Annotated in this window: 12 protein-coding genes; 4 read left to right on the top strand and 8 right to left on the bottom strand. The window is 47.8% G+C overall.

The window, feature by feature from the left end:
- Positions 1 to 4: 4 nt before the first annotated feature.
- From MKY01_RS06265 to MKY01_RS06235, 7 genes are all read right to left on the bottom strand, one after another.
- On the bottom strand, positions 5 to 2,638 hold the full coding sequence (locus tag MKY01_RS06265; protein WP_339285885.1) for a transglutaminase domain-containing protein: 2,634 nt from the start codon (positions 2,636 to 2,638) through the stop codon (positions 5 to 7).
- Positions 2,639 to 2,645: 7 nt separating this feature from the next.
- Positions 2,646 to 3,668 carry a carbohydrate-binding family 9-like protein gene (locus tag MKY01_RS06260; protein WP_339285883.1) on the bottom strand — a complete coding sequence of 341 codons (1,023 nt, stop codon included), beginning with the start codon at positions 3,666 to 3,668 and terminating at the stop codon, positions 2,646 to 2,648.
- 63 nt (positions 3,669 to 3,731) lie between these two features.
- Positions 3,732 to 5,018, bottom strand: a complete 1,287-nt coding sequence (locus MKY01_RS06255) for an alpha-L-fucosidase (RefSeq protein WP_339285882.1) — start codon at positions 5,016 to 5,018, stop codon at positions 3,732 to 3,734.
- A 107-nt stretch (positions 5,019 to 5,125) separates the two neighbouring features.
- Complete coding sequence (locus MKY01_RS06250) at positions 5,126 to 6,721, bottom strand: extracellular solute-binding protein (protein WP_315371907.1); 1,596 nt, start codon at positions 6,719 to 6,721, stop codon at positions 5,126 to 5,128.
- A 41-nt stretch (positions 6,722 to 6,762) separates the two neighbouring features.
- Positions 6,763 to 7,671: a carbohydrate ABC transporter permease gene (locus MKY01_RS06245; RefSeq protein ID WP_036668765.1), complete on the bottom strand. Its 909-nt coding sequence runs from the start codon at positions 7,669 to 7,671 to the stop codon at positions 6,763 to 6,765.
- Positions 7,672 to 7,686: 15 nt separating this feature from the next.
- Positions 7,687 to 8,658: an ABC transporter permease subunit gene (locus MKY01_RS06240; RefSeq protein ID WP_100528714.1), complete on the bottom strand. Its 972-nt coding sequence runs from the start codon at positions 8,656 to 8,658 to the stop codon at positions 7,687 to 7,689.
- Between the two features lie 934 nt (positions 8,659 to 9,592).
- Entirely contained in the window at positions 9,593 to 10,516 is a 924-nt protein-coding gene (locus MKY01_RS06235) for an S-layer homology domain-containing protein (protein ID WP_315371906.1), read from the bottom strand.
- A 361-nt stretch (positions 10,517 to 10,877) separates the two neighbouring features.
- Between MKY01_RS06235 and MKY01_RS06230 the strand changes: the two genes are divergently transcribed.
- The 3 genes from MKY01_RS06230 to MKY01_RS06220 all read left to right on the top strand — a co-directional run bounded on the left by MKY01_RS06230 (position 10,878) and on the right by MKY01_RS06220 (position 15,035).
- On the top strand, positions 10,878 to 12,620 hold the full coding sequence (locus tag MKY01_RS06230; protein WP_339285878.1) for an ABC transporter ATP-binding protein: 1,743 nt from the start codon (positions 10,878 to 10,880) through the stop codon (positions 12,618 to 12,620).
- Positions 12,613 to 14,430, top strand: coding sequence for an ABC transporter ATP-binding protein (locus MKY01_RS06225; protein ID WP_282319157.1), 1,818 nt, complete (start codon positions 12,613 to 12,615; stop codon positions 14,428 to 14,430). The genes MKY01_RS06230 and MKY01_RS06225 overlap by 8 nt, the downstream gene beginning before the upstream one ends.
- Positions 14,431 to 14,534: 104 nt before the next feature.
- Complete coding sequence (locus MKY01_RS06220; protein WP_282319158.1) at positions 14,535 to 15,035, top strand: hypothetical protein; 501 nt, start codon at positions 14,535 to 14,537, stop codon at positions 15,033 to 15,035.
- 34 nt (positions 15,036 to 15,069) lie between these two features.
- Here the strand turns inward: MKY01_RS06220 and MKY01_RS06215 are convergent, their stop codons facing one another.
- Positions 15,070 to 15,501 (bottom strand): Lrp/AsnC family transcriptional regulator, encoded by a 432-nt coding sequence (locus tag MKY01_RS06215; RefSeq protein WP_036611514.1) that lies wholly within the window; start codon positions 15,499 to 15,501, stop codon positions 15,070 to 15,072.
- A 131-nt stretch (positions 15,502 to 15,632) separates the two neighbouring features.
- On the opposite strand from MKY01_RS06215, the gene MKY01_RS06210 reads away from it, so the two are divergent.
- Positions 15,633 to 16,385 carry an MBL fold metallo-hydrolase gene (locus MKY01_RS06210; RefSeq protein ID WP_282319159.1) on the top strand — a complete coding sequence of 251 codons (753 nt, stop codon included), beginning with the start codon at positions 15,633 to 15,635 and terminating at the stop codon, positions 16,383 to 16,385.
- Positions 16,386 to 16,542: the final 157 nt, after the last annotated feature.

Here is a 16,542-nt window from a genome sequence, read left to right as displayed (position 1 = left end):
CTCTTCACTCCGATCTGTTCAATGATTGAGATATCGCAGCAGCAATCTGCAAGGCTTCCTTCCCGGTACCAATCTTGTACCCGGAAGCCGAATAACGAACTTGATGCTGAGTATCCATCACGAACAGATGTGGATAACCCGCTTCATGAGCCGCAGGCTTCGAATTGAAGCCAGACAAGGAAGCATAACTGGAATCCCGTACAAAAACCGTGCGTATAGGCAGTTTTGGATAACCAGCAGGGTCAAAGGCATCGTTCCATTCCATATCTCCGATCATGAGTACGATTGGTATACCCAGCTTATCCAGCGGCTCTGCCAGCGCGCACAGTTCACGAATCAGATGTTTGGTCGGTTCCCGCTCCGGTTCAATCCAGGCAGCAATGGCACCCTCCGATCCCAGAAGTTCCTCCAGTTCTACCTCTGAACCATCCAGACGGGTCAGTATACTTCCTGGTGCCAGTTTACCCAGTACAGGAATCTCAACCTCAGTCTCGCGATAAGACAAGACAACCTCAGTGGTATCTCCAGCGTTCACGGTAAAGTAAACGAATCGTACTTTTGCCGTTCCATCGTTCAGCCTAACGCCTGTCGTTAAGCGATAAGCTCCTGCCTCAACCTCATATGGCTCACTATAGACATCCGTACTGCCATAAGGATAAATCAACGTCTTATAGACGCCATCTTCCAGACGGGCAAACGAGAAATTTTCGAAATAAGATGCTTCAGGTGTATCCTGCGGAACTTTTATATCCCTATGAAGTTGGAGCATCCCCCAGCTTGTGCTCTCCTGAGTTAGAGGTGAGGTGAGACTAAACACTGCATCCTCCCAGCCTCTATCACTTAGATACTGTGGTTTCTGTGCGCTGGGATGTAATCGGGCCGGAATACCCAAACTGCGACATACAGCCACAAACAAAATATCCAGCGACTGAGAGTCTCCCTTCATTAGACTAAACGTCCCTATTGGATTCCCTTTGCCTTTTAGATTAGGAAGATCTTCATAGTATTCGTATTGCTGTTCCAGCATTTGGGCAATTGTCGAGGGGTTCTCCCTGAAAGTTGCCGCTTCATCTGCCGAAAAGGCATTCTGGAATACACCCCGATAAGGGACCAGCATCTCATAGGAGATCCGCGGACACAGGATGTATCTCACGAACGTATATTCCGCCCATGATCCTTGTTGCGAGAGTGAACCAATCAGATGATCATCCAGCGTCTGACGAAAGGTATCAATTAAATCTTTTTCATTCATCGACTCCAGCAACCGGAGCGGCCACTCACCGTATGGATTGGAACGTTCCTCTAGGAAAGCTGCAATTCCCCGGCTGTTCCCCCGTGCCTTGCGGAGAACATCCCATACACGTACCGAGGGCAGTCCAACCTTTTTAGCCAGCGAGACAGCTTCCTCCTCACTCAGGAACGTGTCCTCATACTCGCTCCGGGTCTGCGCTCCTTCCTCCAGACGACGATTATGAATCTCAATCTTCTCTTCCGGTAATGCAACCACGACCTCTCCCTCCCTTTCCGGAGGAGGAACCATATCGAAATCTACAATCCCTGTAGGCTGCTCTGATGAGTTCAGCACAAGCTCTACATCCTTATTTTCCTGAGCCTTGAATAGGATCTCACTCCACTTGCCTCCGCTGACCGCACGAATCAAAAGGTCACCACAGCCAGTCTTAAAGGTCGCTTCCCCTTGTGCATCCGTCCTAATCTCGGCAATCGGATAGAATTCAGCCGTATTGTACAGCTCAAAACGGACACTCGCTCCGGGTACGGGCTCTCCCTGTTCATTTTTCACCTTCACATAGATGTTGCGTGTGGGCGCATAGTTCTCAAGTAAATTAATTTCCGTATATCCCTTCTCGGAGAGCGTAATATCCTCTGGTCCGGGATAGTCGGCATAGATCCTCGTATTAATCAGCATGGCCCTGCGGGCTGGCGGGCTGAACCACCCTTGATTCAGACGGGCTTCCGGCTCGCATGCACCGATGTAATACCATTGACCATCTGCCCAAGCTTCTACCCAAGCATGGTTACTGTCACAGTGAGCCCAGCGCGGTGTGTAGACCTGACGGGCAGGTATACCGATGCTGCGAAGAGCGGCCACCGCCAGCGTGGATTCTTCGCCGCATCTACCACGAGCATTCCGGATCATCGTCAGCGGTGATATCGTGCGCAGATCGCTGCCAATATAGGTCGCTTTCTCATGACACCAGTAATTGGTCTCCAAAATGGCATCCGCCATAGATAACTTTGCTGTCCGCTCGGCTAATTCGTCATACATCAACCCGCGGTAATCTTCAATATTTTCTGTATTTATCCGATAAGGTAGCACAAAATGAAGGAACAGATGATCCGGAACGCGATCTCCCCAAGGCACACGTTTACGGGTGTCCAAAGCCCGGCGTACATGGCTCAAGAACAGGTCCCCGTTATAATCAGCCAGGTCGTTTACCGGCATATAGGCATATATATACTTCAATGCCCATGTCTCTTCTTGCGTTAGCTCCTGCTGAAAAATATGAAACAACTCCGATTTGCGGGCCTCTGCAAAACGTACCTTCTCCTGGAACTTCTGCTCGATCCTCTCCAATAACTGTGCATCAAGGGAAAACACCAAAGTTTGGCTGGTCATTGCGTTATCACTCCTTCCACAGCTTTCCGTCTTCCCGAATACAGATCAAGGCCGTTCCGTCCGAAGACGACGCAGTAATCTGGAACAGGCTGCGAGTCGTTTCAATAACAGGCTCACAGCTCAACGATTCCTCACCCAAAAGCAGCTTCACATCCTGTGTAAATTCACCATGGGTTTCATAATAATTACGTTCACGGTAGTAGAGCTTGCGAAGCTCCCATTTGATTCGTTCGTCTTCAGGCAACTCAAACGACTGATCCGTTCCGTCATCCGAGAATACAACATAACCCCATAACTCCGGGTAATGCATGTTGATAATACCCATAGGTGACCACACCCAGTTGTCCTCCGGATAAGGTTTACCCGTATCTGGATTCAGCACCTTGCGGTACTCACCGTCCTGTACCTCGGTTTGCCACTCCACACGCGAGAAGTTGACACGCCAGAACTCACCCGGCGCAGGTGGACGGCTTCCTTCGGCACATTCCTTCAGACTGGCCCAGGGAATCGCGACTTCCACGCTCCATTTCCGATTCTCTGCACCAGGTCTGTTCAGTTCCCCATCGATATATACGGCCGTCTTGAGACCGCTGATATCCCAACCGTTAACCGGAGGCCCACCATCCCGATAAGGCTTCACTAATAACAGGTCCCATACCGTATTGAGCGCATTGATCTCGAACTCATAATATTGATGGGAATCCCCGTCGGGATCGATAAAAATCTCGAAGTCATTGTCATAAAAAATAACGGAATCACGTTCAGTCAGGGTAGCCCAGATCTGATCTTCAATCAGCTCGGCAGCAAAATAGAAATAGTCGTCATCCCACAGCATTTTTACCCGTGTCTGTTTCTCTGGCTTCGGACGAAGATCCCCTTCGATATCAACGAAATCCTCCGTCCAATGAGCCGCATTCCAAAATGCCTTATCCACACGACCGTCTAACACCAATGCTTCCTGCGCACGCTTGCATATATAATGTTTGGGAGCATACTCAATCCTGGGTTCTGGCACTCCACTTCTGTTCATGTCACTCTCTCCAATTCGTAAGGGAGGGCATGCATCTACCAGCACACGCCCTCCCCGTAATGGTTAGTTATGGGTGACAACGGCTCCAGAGCGGCCGTACATTTCCAGCTCCTCATCGAATTCGAGCTTAAGAACGGTCACCTGTTCATGCGTGTCCTCCGGGGTCATCTTGATCCACGTTGTCCCCGGGATATTGAACCAAGGCACGCCCCCATGAATCTCATGATTCAGCTCTTTGCCCGAATGCAGCACGGTAATTTTCTTGATCGGATTGCAGAGACCCTTGATGCACACATTCTCTTTTGGATCGTCATACACAAACAGGTACAGCGTCTTTCGATCCTCGGATACGGTGCTTCCCCCCAGATAATAGCGAGGCATAATGCCTTCACCCGTGCCAAAGACGGCCTCTTCATGGGTTCGGATCCAAGCTCCCAGTCCAAGCAGAATATCCTCCTGCCTCTGATCGATGGTGCCATCTTCACGCGGACCGATATCCAGCAACATATTACCGCCCATCGAAATGCAGTCGCAGAACATTCGAATGATCTGATTTAACGATTTGTATTTATGATCTGTTGGCACATAACCCCAAGATCTATTGATCGTGGTGCAGAATTCCCAGGGTCCCTCCGGTCTTGTGATCGGAATGCCTTGCTCAGGCGTTTTGTAATCCCCATAACCTTGAAGGCGGGAGTTGATGATGATATCCGGGTTAAAAGATTGCAGATAATGCTTGAACTCCGGCAGATTCCACTGCTCGGCACTCCGTTCCCAGTCTCCATCGAACCACAGCAGATCCACCTTTCCGTAATTTGTTAAAATCTCTTCCAGTTGATGGTTATTAAATCGCAGGAACTTCTGCCACTTTTCCTGAACTTGAACGCCGTCCACAGGACTTGAGTGCCGGTTGACACTGCTGAGATCCTCAGGCACTTCTCCACCTTCATACACGCTAGGATAATCCGGGTGTGACCAATCAATGAGTGAGTAATACATCCCTAGATGAATGCCCTTTTCCCGAATCGCTTCCGCATATTCCTTCACAATGTCCCGATTCGCTGGTGTCTGTTTAACAACATTGAGATCACTATATTGCGTATCCCATAGAGCAACGCCGTCATGATGCTTCGTTGTTAATACGGCATACCGGGCACCAGACTTCTCAATCAATTCCGCCCACTTCTCCGCATTGAATTCCGATGCCGTAAAACCATCCAACTGTTTCATATATTCTTCATAGGATATCCTGCCATTATAGAAGGACCAGGATTCCGCAACCCCGTCCACCGCATAGATGCCATAGTGAATGAATATCCCCAGTTTGGCTTCTTCAAACCATTTCAGCATAACGGTTCACACCTCCCGCAAGAATTCTTATATGCGAAAAATTTAATGCAGCTAACAATATTGAAGCTAACTGCTCTCTTTCTGCATGGGATGTACCTCGATAGGCTTTATTGCCCCGAATTCCAGCGGTCATATGCCCCCTGATACAGTTCGATGATACGGTCACTGCCCATTTTTTCCATCTGTGCAATGTACTTATCCCAGTTCTCAAGTGGTTCCTGGCCGGTCACAAACTTCGCTTCCATCTGTTTAACGTACGTATCCAGGTCAGACAATAGAGCGGTTGCTTCGCTTTGCTCTTCATTCGTCAAATAAACGTTAGGAAATGGTGCTTTTCCGATAGGTACCAACTTCTCTTGATTTTGCGTGTCAATCCACTCATCAAATTCGGTGCGAAGACCCTTCGCTACATCCGGATCATTAATACCCGGTGTCAAGATACCAAAGTTCGGCGTGATTTTACCCCGGTATTCCTCACGATCACCGCCGCCAGGAACGGGGAGCCACTCTTTCACGTGATTTTCCTTGTCTTTGAATTTCCACAACACACCTTCCGGACCTTGATTGAACAGTGTCGCACCGTCATAGCTGTATAGGTAATCGATCCATCGCATCGTCGCCTCGGGTGACGGGTTGCTGCTTGTAATAGCAAAGGTACCGCGAGCCGACATGCCCGGATGCTTGCCGTATACCGGAGAGTCTGCCACCTCGCTCTTCACGGGTGTCATCAGCGGATGATCCGTGCTAGGTTCACCACCGAGTGTGAAGTATGGATGGTAATCGTTGAACAGTGCAAGTTTGTTGCTTTCACCTTTAGCTTTTTTCTGATCACCTGTTTGAGAGAAGGTCTCATGATCCAGCAAGTCTTCCTTCCACAAGCGGTTCATGAATGTAAGATAACCTTTGTAACCTTCTTCTTGATAAGGATAGTGAACTTTACCGTCCTTATCGGAATAGATGCCTTCGTTGTACATTCCCCAGAAGCCGAAGAAAAACATGCGAAGATCATCAAGTTTTACAGAAGTAAGCGGAATTTCATCTTGCTGGCCATTGCCATTGGGATCTTCTTCTTTTACACGCTTGAGATACGTATACAATTCTTCCGTAGTCTTGGGCTCTTCTACGTTAAGTGCCTTCAAGAATTCCCCGTTGTACCACATTGGGCCTCTATACCACACGGCGGCTTTATCAATGAATGGGAGTGCATACATATGCCCATCAGGTGTTGTAAATGATTTACGGACATCCGGGTTCTCATCGAGAATCTTTTTGATATTTGGGGCGTAACCTTCGTCAATGTATTTTTCCAACGGGATCAGGATACCCTGGCTGCCATAAGTCACCTGCTCGGCTGGCTTGAGGTCCGCAGCATAGAACATATCCGGCAAGTCTCCGCTCGCGAAAACCAGATTTTTCTTCGTTTCAAAGCTGTCGATTGGTGAGAGCTGGTACTCCAGCTTGATGCCCGACAGTTTCTCCATTTCTTGCAGCACAGGCATGGTGCTCCAATCGGCTACGCCCGCATCCTGGGACATGACCTTCAACGTTAGCGTTTTGTCTACAATGGGGAAACCTTCCTTTTTGACCCCCTCTACTTTGGAGGTCGTGCCTCCATCTTCATTGGTTGAACCACAAGCTGCAAGCAATGTTGCGAATAAGGTGAGACAGAGTGTAATGGATGAAGCCTTGCGAAGCTTTTTCATAACAACAACTCCCCTTGTTTAATGTGGTATATGGATTAAGATCATCCCTTAACGGAACCGATCATAACACCCTGTACAAAGTAACGCTGGAGGAATGGATACACCGCAATGACCGGTAGGGTGGCAACAATAATGACAGCATATTTGACCAGTGCAGCGATCTCCGCTTTGGTATTCATCGCCGTTGCTGAAGACGTATCGATAGCGCCTCCCCCTTGAGCCGCCATTTCTTGAAGCACCAGAATCTGGCGCAGAAAGAGCTGCAGCGGGTACTTGGAAGAATCATTCAGATAGATCATGGCACTAAAATAGCTGTTCCAGTGTCCGACTCCATAGAAGAGCGCCATCACTGCAATGATTGGCATCGAAAGCGGGAGCACAATCTTGATGAACAACCGGGTGTTGGTACACCCATCAATATGCGCCGCTTCCTGTAACTCCTTGGGAATGGTCGATTGGAAGAACGTCCGGCATACGATAATATTCCAGATGGATGCAGCCCCGGGCAGAATAAGTGCCCACATGCTGTTCACCATACCAAGATCCTTGACCAGCAGGTAACTTGGGACAAGCCCTCCGCCGAAGAACATCGTTACCATAAACATCGCCATGAAGAATCCACGTCCCACAAAGTCCGAGCGGCTGAGCGCATAGGCTGCCGGTAGTGTAACAATCAGGTTAACGATGGTGCCTACAACGGTATAGATAATCGTATTTTTGTACCCAATCCAGATGTTGGTGTTCTCAAACACCCGGGCGTAACCTTCAAACGTAATCCCTTTTGGCAGTAGCCACATCTCACCAGAGGCTACATATTTGGGATCACTGATTGAAGCACTGATGATGTATAACAGCGGATACAGCACAATGACGAGCGCTACCGTCAGATAGATGTAATTGCACAATAAGAACAATTTATCACTTCTGCTTTCTTTCACAGCGGATGACATGTGTATTCCCTCCTTTTACCACAGGCTGTTTTCACTGGTGCGGCGTGCAATCTGATTCACGGTAATAAGCAGAATCGCATTCACTACGGAGTTGAACAATCCCACCGCCGTAGAGAAACTGTACTGCGCATCAACCAGACCGGACCGATAGACAAATGTTGAGATGACATCGGACGAGCCCATGTTCAGCGGATTTTGCAGCAGCAGGATTTTCTCGAATCCGACGCCCAGAATACTGCCCATATTCAGAATTAACAAGATGGTGATCGTAGGGATGATCGCTGGAATGTTAATATGCAAAATCCGTTTGAAACGGCTCGCACCATCCACCACAGCCGCTTCATGCAGTTGCGGGTCCACACCCGATAGAGCGGCAAGGTATATAATGGTGCCCCAGCCTGCACTTTGCCAGACTCCTGATAGTACATACACTGTCTTGAACCACGCAGGGTCCGTCAGGAATTGAGGTGCCTGGAATCCAAGAGCCTGTACCAAATTGACAATCATGCCTGACGAGGGTGATAAAAAGGTAATGATCATCCCCGACATCACCACGACCGAAATGAAATGCGGTGCATACGTGACGGTCTGCACAGTACGCTTGAAGAAGGAATCCTTCACTTCATTGAACGCTAACGCCAGAATAATCGGCAGTGGAAAACCTATAGCCAGCTCATACAAGCTGATGCTAAGGGTATTCCATAATAAATCCCAGAAATAATACGAATTGAAGAAACGGATGAAATGATCGAATCCGACCCATGGGCTTCCTGTGACACCAAGCGTTGGGATAAAGTTTTTAAATGCAATTTGTATGCCGTACATCGGACCATAATGGAATATCAGAAAGTATAAAAAGGCTGGCGCAATAAACAGATACAACTCCCAGTTCCGAATCGTCCTTCTCCATAATTTATTTTTCTTGCTATTCGGAATCGTGTTTACCGTTAAGTTTTGCGTCGAGGGAGACTCCCCATTTAGCTGCATCAGTTGTTTCCTCCTTTTCTAATGAAAATCCGGCCGTTTGTGAGGAAGAGCGAAGCACTCCTGTTTTAATATAAGAAGGAGTTCCGAACCGCGTCTCCATAACGAGCGGCTCTGTTCCCCCTCTTAATTGGTAACGCTTACATACTGAGTTTATGGATCATTTTCGAATCCGTAAATATGCCATTTCAATCTTCACTTCTAAAATCACGGAATATACTGTTACAACAGGGGTTTACACTTTTGTTGCCAGCTTGTCATTGTCATTTCGCGGGTATAAAACATGTAGAATTTGACCTATTTCCCTCCTGTAGTTGTCATTGAGAGTTTCATCACATGAACTTGAAAGATGTCAGATCCGAACCTAGGTTAGAAAACAGACCTTAAAGTCAAAACCCACATATACGCATGGGACATGGTATTGATGTCTACAGCCATCATACTGAATTCTAAGGTTTGCAGGTTTCAAGGTTTTACCGACGTGATGCAATGTAATATTATCTATCATACATCTCTCGCAAACTACAAGCCTGTAATGGCTTGCCTTTATTCTATATTTCTCCTCCCTCTTTCGTATATATGTTGTTTTTATCTTTGCCTTCAGGATACATAAACGCTTATAAACACTAGTAATTTGGAGTCATATATGTAGATTTTGCACAAGGTGTGGAATCTGAAAACAGTAGATATTTCGGAAAAGACCATTAAAAAAAGCCATTCCGCTAACACGAACTGGCTTTACATCCTAAGTAGATATCCATTTCTTTATAAAAAAGCGACAGGATTAATTACACTAAATGTAATATAAATAATCATATGAAAACCTGTGTACAGTTTCAACTCAAATAAAAAACCACTCTCCATACATGTATGGAGAGTGGTTTTGAAGATACACATCCGTTTTAACCATGTTCAGTTTGTAGGGTTTGCAGTGAATTTACTTACCAGAAGGTTGAGCTTCTGCTGTATACCCTGTTGGGATATCCGTTTCTGCAGTCACATTGGTGATAACCATCGGATACATCATGTCTGGATCAGGTTGAATAATGGAATAGAGCACGATAGCGCGTCCATCCTTCTCCAATTTCACATCATCAATCTTCAATCCATAACCAGGATGCGGCATTTCAGCACTGAGTTTAACTTTGGTTGTTTTGTCATCAACCTTTGTCGTTGTTACTTCAGGTACAATTGCTTGTTGGCCTTCACCTGGATTGGTTGGAGTTGGCTCTGCTGAGCCGCCATTGCCGTGTTTATCCACAAATTCAAGTGCATTAAAGATCATGCTTGCAGCCTCCATACGGGTAAGCGACTGATCTGGACGGAAGTTACCGTCCTTATCCAGTTCAATGATGTTCATGTTCAGCAGGTTCTGGACTGCAGATATGGCGTCCTTACCGATTTTATTTTCGTCCTTAACAAGATTATACTTCATGATGACCGGATAATTCCCGGTTGTGTTAATCCCTTCATTCAGCAAAATGACAAACAGTTCACGTGTCATCTTGCCCTGCGGGTTCACTTCAACCGGAATGGACAGTCCATTCTGAGTAGCGGCCTGCACCGCATCGGCATACCACGTATCCGGACTGATTTTATTCTGAGCGGATGCTTCCGCAAATTCATTTTTCAGACCAAATGCGTTCACAATCAGTTGAACACCCTGTGGCTCGGACAATGCGAGATCTGGACGGAACAGATCCGCTGTTACTCCGCTAACAATGCCTTTTGATTTCAATGAATCCACAATCGACTTCTGACCTTCATCCTTCACATCTGTGAAAGCAAATACCGATGCACCTCCTGCTGTCAAAGAAACGCAGAGCGCAAGTGTTGCAGCCAAACCTTTTTTATGTTTCATTTCCTGGCACCTCCATATGATTAGTAAAGCCTATTTTTTACCTCTTCATTCCTACAGACGGGGCATCCTTAGAAAATGTTTCAGTAATTTCGACATCTGGTGAATACAACACGAGAACACGGCATAGAACCCTTCTCCAACGCCGATAATCTAAATCACCTGCTTTTTGCTAAGTGGCTTCGTTGACATCCCATCGGATTAGCGCAAAAATAAGAATAGAGAAATCTATCGGATGACGGATAAACAACGAACTGGATCGCATACAGTAAGAGGGCACGACGCGCTAATAACAGGTGTCGGCCCTTTTCTTGACTCCACCTGCTGAACTGACTTCACCTATAACAAAAGGAGAACAACGCTTATGTCCAAGAAAGGATTACTTCGCGGTTATGTTGTGTCGAACTGGCTTGTTTATCTGGTTGCTGTTCTTCTGATTATTGCCTCCAATGTCGGGCAAGCATCCTTGCCCCGCATACTCGGCAGCTTCACGGATCAGTTGATGCAGAACACGCTTCAGATGCAGACGGTCGTAAGGTACAGCCTGTCCCTTCTAGCTATTGCCATCGGGTATAATCTGCTGTTCGGTACCGGGCAATTCATGATTATGAAGCTCGGTCGACGCTTCGAATTCATGACGCGTGAGCGTATATTCAGTAAGTTTTCCGAACTTAGCGAACATTATTTCTCCAAACAGGGGAACGGAAAACTCCTCAGTTATGTCATGAATGACGTTACTTCCGTACGTGAAGCGATATCCAATGGTGTGACACTCATGACCAATGCCACCTTCCTGCTGTTGTCCTGCATTGTCATGATGTTGCTTAGCGGGATTCCGTTGACGCTCATTTTAATCAGTGTTGTCCCTTTGCTGGCGATCCCATTTCTGGTGGTGTTTTTTGGTCCGCGGATTCGCAAGCGCTCTCGCGACGTGCAGGAAGCTCTTGCAACCATGACGGAATCGGCGGAAGAGCAGCTGGGTGGCATTCGCGTAACCAAGACGTTTGCCATCGAAGACAGTGCTCGTGCACGCTTTGGAACCACCGTCGATGAGATCAAGAGCAAACAGCTTCGACTCGTTCGTCTGTCTTCGTTGTTTCAAGCATTGCTCCCGCTGCTGGGAGCCATCTCATTGGTCGTTTCTCTGCTTGTCGGAGGTATTATGACCATGCAGAATTCTATTACACTCGGGAGTTTTGTCGCCTTAACCTTATATCTGCGCATTATTATGGGACCGCTTCAACAGATCGGCAATGTTATTAATACCGTTCAGCGCTCAGGCGCATCACTGGAGCGGGTGAATGACCTGCTCAGCGAAGTAGCAGATGTACGTGAACTTCCTGAAGCCACAGCGCTCCAAACCGTACAAGATATCACCATGGAGAATCTAACCTTCTCCTATCCTGGCAGTTCATCTCCTGCTCTCCAAAACATTCAACTCAATATCCGTGCCGGGCGAACGGTCGGTATTGTAGGCAAGACCGGCTCAGGTAAAAGTACCCTCGTTAAGCTATTGCTGCGTACATATGAACCACCTGAAGGAACGATTCGCATCAATGGTACCGATATTCGGCAGTTGTCGCTGGAAAGTCTAAGATCGCGCATCGCCTATGTCCCTCAGGATGGATTCCTGTTTAGTACCACCATCCGAGATAACATCGCATTTAGCGACCGAGAAGTATCGCTGGATACAGTGGAACATAGTGCACGGCAAGCCATGATCTATGATAATATTGTCCGTTTTCCTGATCGCTTTGATACACTGCTTGGCGAACGTGGACTCACCTTGTCTGGTGGACAGCGTCAGCGAACCAGTCTTGCAAGAGGACTGATCAAACAAGCACAGTTACTTATTCTGGATGACAGCATGAGCGCGGTTGATGCTGTCACCGAGAGTGGTATTCTGCGTAGCCTGCGTGAGATCGGCAAGGGCAAGACTACATTAATCATCTCTCATCGCATCAGCGCGGTCCGTCATGCGGACGATATTATCGTTCTGGATGAAGGGCGAGTCGCTGAACAGGGAACACATGCGCAGTTGATGGCTGCCAAGGGGTTATATGCGGCCACCTACCGTTTGCAGGAGGAGGGATTACATCATGTCTAACACTAACGCTGAACTTCACCCAGATGCAGAGGCCGATCAGAGTAAACGAACTTCGTTTAAGGCGATGATGGCATACGCCAAACCGCATAAATGGGCTTTTGCCGGTATCTTCTTCTGCTCACTGCTTGGCATATCGGCAGATCTGCTGCAACCCTATCTGGTGAAGATCGCCATCGATGATCATCTGGCCGTGGGCCAGACCAGTGTGGGCTTTCTCGTTCAGCTCGCAGCCATCTTTCTTGGGCTGGCTGTCATCAGTTTTATTTTTACCTATATCCAGAATAATCTGTTGCAGCATGTGGGTCAGAACATTGTATCCCGGATCAGAAAGGACCTGTTCAAGCATATCTCCAAGATGTCCATGTCCTTCTTTGACCGTTTTCATATCGGCAGTCTGGTCACGAACGTATCCAGTGATACGGAGACCATCAGCAGCTTTTTCACTCAAGTACTGCTCAGTCTGATTCGGGATGGTATGATGCTGGTGCTCATTATCGTCTTTATGTTCCAACTTGATCCTGTGCTGGCGACATACTCCCTGATCGTTCTGCCTGTCATTGCGGTGGTTGCGGTATTATTCCGTAGTCGACTGCGAAAAGCTTATCAAAATGCCCGTACGCGTCTTTCCCGTCTGATCGCATTTACGGCGGAGAACCTGTCCGGTATGTTTCTGATTCAGGCTTTTCACCAAGAGGAAGAACAGAAGAAACGTTTCTCGGAACAGAACGCACTTCACCTGAAAGCCAACATTGCTCAAGCCCGCTCCAATGTTATCTTCAACCGGACGTTTGATATCCTTGGCAATGCGGCACTGGTTATGATGGTCTGGCTTGGAGGTCGCGCTGTACTGGGTGAGTCCCTGCAAGTCGGGGTATTGTATGCGTTTATCAGCTATATTCGTCAGTTCTTTCAACCGATTAACCAGATTACGATGCAATGGAATACATTCCAGTCCACGACCGTATCAATGGATCGCATCTGGAACATTCTGAATACACAGCCTGAAGTTGCCGATCCCAAACCCGGTATGGCTTCCTTGCTGGAACCAAAAAATGTGATGGGTCAGATTGATTTTAATGATGTGTCGTTTGGTTATCGGGCAGACCGGCCTTTGATCCAACAGATGAACCTGCACCTCTATCCGGGTGAAATGGTAGGTATCGTGGGCACAACAGGCGCTGGCAAAAGCACCCTAATCTCCCTGCTCAATCGCTTCTATGATGTAGACAAGGGCAGTATCGAGATTGATGGTACTGATATCCGGCATCTGCCGCAGGCTAAGCTTCATCGTATCGTGGGTCTGATTCAACAGGAACCCTTCCTGTTCTCCGGTTCCATTATTGATAATGTGAGAATGTTTCGTGAGGATATTACGCGAGAGCAGGCAATTGAGGCCTGCCGGTTTGTCGGGGCACATGCGATGATTTCACGTTTGCCTCACGGATATGATACACATCTATCCGAACGCGGAAGCGGACTATCCGCTGGGGAGCGGCAGTTGATTTCATTTGCCCGGATCGTGGTGTTCCAACCCCGAGTGCTCATCCTGGATGAGGCAACCGCCAATCTGGACTCACACACGGAACAGCTTGTGCAGCAGGCGCTGGAATCGGTATCCCAGGGACGCACCACCATTGTCATTGCTCATCGCCTGTCTACGGTGATGCATGCCGATCGAATTCTGGTGATGGAAAATGGTGAGATTGTGGAGGAAGGACCGCACCAGGAACTAATCACAGCCAAAGGTGTATATGCAGACTTGTACACCCATGCGCGTGATGCAGGTAAAAATTCAGCTATATCAGGGTAATGAACCTGAGTTATAGTAAATACAGAACGTTGAACATGCCGCTCTGCTTATGCAGGCGGCACGTTTGGCATATCGATCAGCATTGTTAATCAGGAGGAACATCCATGCAACAACCCGAAACACCCAAGCGTGACCATCAGCAGATTCGTTACCAACGCAGCACAGCTCTATGGAAGGGAAGTCTATGCTTCCTTTTCCTTCTCTTGTGCGTGAGCTTATTATGGATCATCGTGGACGGACAAGCCGAAAGACTGGAGACCATATACTATTCCATTGCAGCCGTGCTGGGTATGTGGTTGATCGGACCGCTGTTCTTCATGTTTGTGTCACGACTAACCAAAACCCCTGCCGTGTTGTTATCCTGGGATGATGATGCGTTAAGCACGGGCAAACGTAAGATTGCTTGGAGCCAGATTCGCAAAGTCGAACTCACCTCACCTGCCCGCAGCAAGTGGCTCCTGTCCGCTTCTCCCATGTTTGTCCTGTACTTAAAGGACGGCACACGGTCTCATATTCAGACAGATCATCTGCTGAGCAAAAAAGAGCTGAACCAGGCTGTGTCCTTACTTCAGGAGACTTTGCTGGAACAGAAACAGGATCGTTGAGTACCGGGATGGATGAGGACAAGCTCCCCACACATCACTGTGATTTCTCTACACCTATGGACAGGCTGACTTTGTAATTTCCGTAAGGCAACAACGCTTCAAGCAGTTGGCCAAGCTGCTCTGTGGTGCCAGTCTGCACTCTCATCAGATAACAGCCTTCTCCACTGACGCGATGGACTTCAACGATGTCCTCACGTTCAGCAATGAATGTACGAAAGGCGGCATGTCTGTCGCCGGAGTTCAAGAAAACTGTGACAAAGGCCTGTAGACCAAGGCCAAGGCGTTCCGGGTTCCATTTTACCGTATACCCTTCAATCACACCCAGATCTTGCAACTTGCGCACTCTTGCACCAACGGCCTGTCCCGTGAGATGAACCTCTTCACCGATCTCTTTGTGAGAACGTTTGGCATCCTGAATCAGAATCTGCAAAATACGTATATCCGTGTCATCTATCATTTCATTCATCTTGCTTCAGCAATCCTTTCACGGTGAAATTAGCGTGGCCTAATTCCATTCATCATGTTATGTACGCCGTTAAACGGGTTGTATACCATATAGGGTAATACTATTAAACAACTCGAAGGAGTGCAAATATAATGAAAATTCAATTGATTCGCAATGCTACACTGTGGCTGGAATACGGAGGGCTGAACATTCTCGTTGATCCGATGCTGATGGACGCCGAAGTCATGCCCGCTTTTCCAAACACACCGAATGAGCTACGTAATCCAAGAGTGAGTTTGCCCGAAACCGAAACGGATTATCTGAATCCGGATCTGTTGATTGTGACACACACCCATGTGGACCACTGGGATGAAGCCGCGGCAAAACAACTTGGCAAAGACATTCCCCTGATCTGCCAGCCTGGGGACGAGAATGTATTTCTGGGTGCCGGATTCACGAATGTAACAGCTGTAGATAAAAAACATGAGCATCACTCTGTCCGATTCGCCCGCACATCCGGGCATCATGGCACAGGTGAAATCGGCGAACGTATGGGCAACGTGTCCGGTTTCGTACTTGAAGCAGATGGAGAACCTGTCACCTATATTGCGGGGGATACAATCTGGTGTGAAGAACCTGCTGAGGCCATCCGCCAATATACGCCTGAAGTCATTGTCGTGAATGCCGGAGGTGCACGCTTCGTGGAGGGTGATCCCATTACGATGGACGGGCCTGACGTTATCGCCGTGAAGCGCCATGCGCCATCTGCTCATGTCATCGCTGTGCACATGGATGCGATTAACCATTGTGTGATGTCTCGTACGGATCTTGCGACTTATCTGGCATCCGAGCAGTTGGATGGTCAGGTGCTCATCCCACGTGACGGTGAAAGTTTTGAGTTTTAAATTGGAGAGGAAGCTACGCTGAATTAAAGCGGAAGAGAATTAACCTTTTCACACAGGTGGGTGGATTGTAACGAACTCAGCACACGTCATTAGTCTGTTTTTGGATACTCTAATATTCTAACGAATCCTAGACACCTTATTTCCGATCTGGGCATGC

This window comes from Paenibacillus sp. FSL R5-0486, from assembly GCF_037975155.1.
GTDB classification, from domain to species: Bacteria; Bacillota; Bacilli; order Paenibacillales; family Paenibacillaceae; genus Paenibacillus; species Paenibacillus amylolyticus.
The sequence above is the reverse complement of the archived record's forward strand: the minus strand, read 5'-3'. Positions and strand labels throughout refer to the sequence as shown.

What these genes read in the sequence shown, in the direction of transcription:
- MKY01_RS06235 (WP_315371906.1), bottom strand. Translation starts at nt 10,516, where the DNA reads ATGAAACATAAAAAAGGTTTGGCTGCAACACTTGCGCTCTGCGTTTCT.
- MKY01_RS06225 (WP_282319157.1), top strand. Translation starts at nt 12,613, where the DNA reads ATGTCTAACACTAACGCTGAACTTCACCCAGATGCAGAGGCCGATCAG.
- MKY01_RS06265 (WP_339285885.1), bottom strand. Translation starts at nt 2,638, where the DNA reads ATGACCAGCCAAACTTTGGTGTTTTCCCTTGATGCACAGTTATTGGAG.
- MKY01_RS06240 (WP_100528714.1), bottom strand. Translation starts at nt 8,658, where the DNA reads ATGCAGCTAAATGGGGAGTCTCCCTCGACGCAAAACTTAACGGTAAAC.
- MKY01_RS06250 (WP_315371907.1), bottom strand. Translation starts at nt 6,721, where the DNA reads ATGAAAAAGCTTCGCAAGGCTTCATCCATTACACTCTGTCTCACCTTA.
- MKY01_RS06210 (WP_282319159.1), top strand. Translation starts at nt 15,633, where the DNA reads ATGAAAATTCAATTGATTCGCAATGCTACACTGTGGCTGGAATACGGA.
- MKY01_RS06245 (WP_036668765.1), bottom strand. Translation starts at nt 7,671, where the DNA reads ATGTCATCCGCTGTGAAAGAAAGCAGAAGTGATAAATTGTTCTTATTG.
- MKY01_RS06230 (WP_339285878.1), top strand. Translation starts at nt 10,878, where the DNA reads ATGTCCAAGAAAGGATTACTTCGCGGTTATGTTGTGTCGAACTGGCTT.
- MKY01_RS06260 (WP_339285883.1), bottom strand. Translation starts at nt 3,668, where the DNA reads ATGAACAGAAGTGGAGTGCCAGAACCCAGGATTGAGTATGCTCCCAAA.
- MKY01_RS06215 (WP_036611514.1), bottom strand. Translation starts at nt 15,501, where the DNA reads ATGAATGAAATGATAGATGACACGGATATACGTATTTTGCAGATTCTG.
- MKY01_RS06220 (WP_282319158.1), top strand. Translation starts at nt 14,535, where the DNA reads ATGCAACAACCCGAAACACCCAAGCGTGACCATCAGCAGATTCGTTAC.
- MKY01_RS06255 (WP_339285882.1), bottom strand. Translation starts at nt 5,018, where the DNA reads ATGCTGAAATGGTTTGAAGAAGCCAAACTGGGGATATTCATTCACTAT.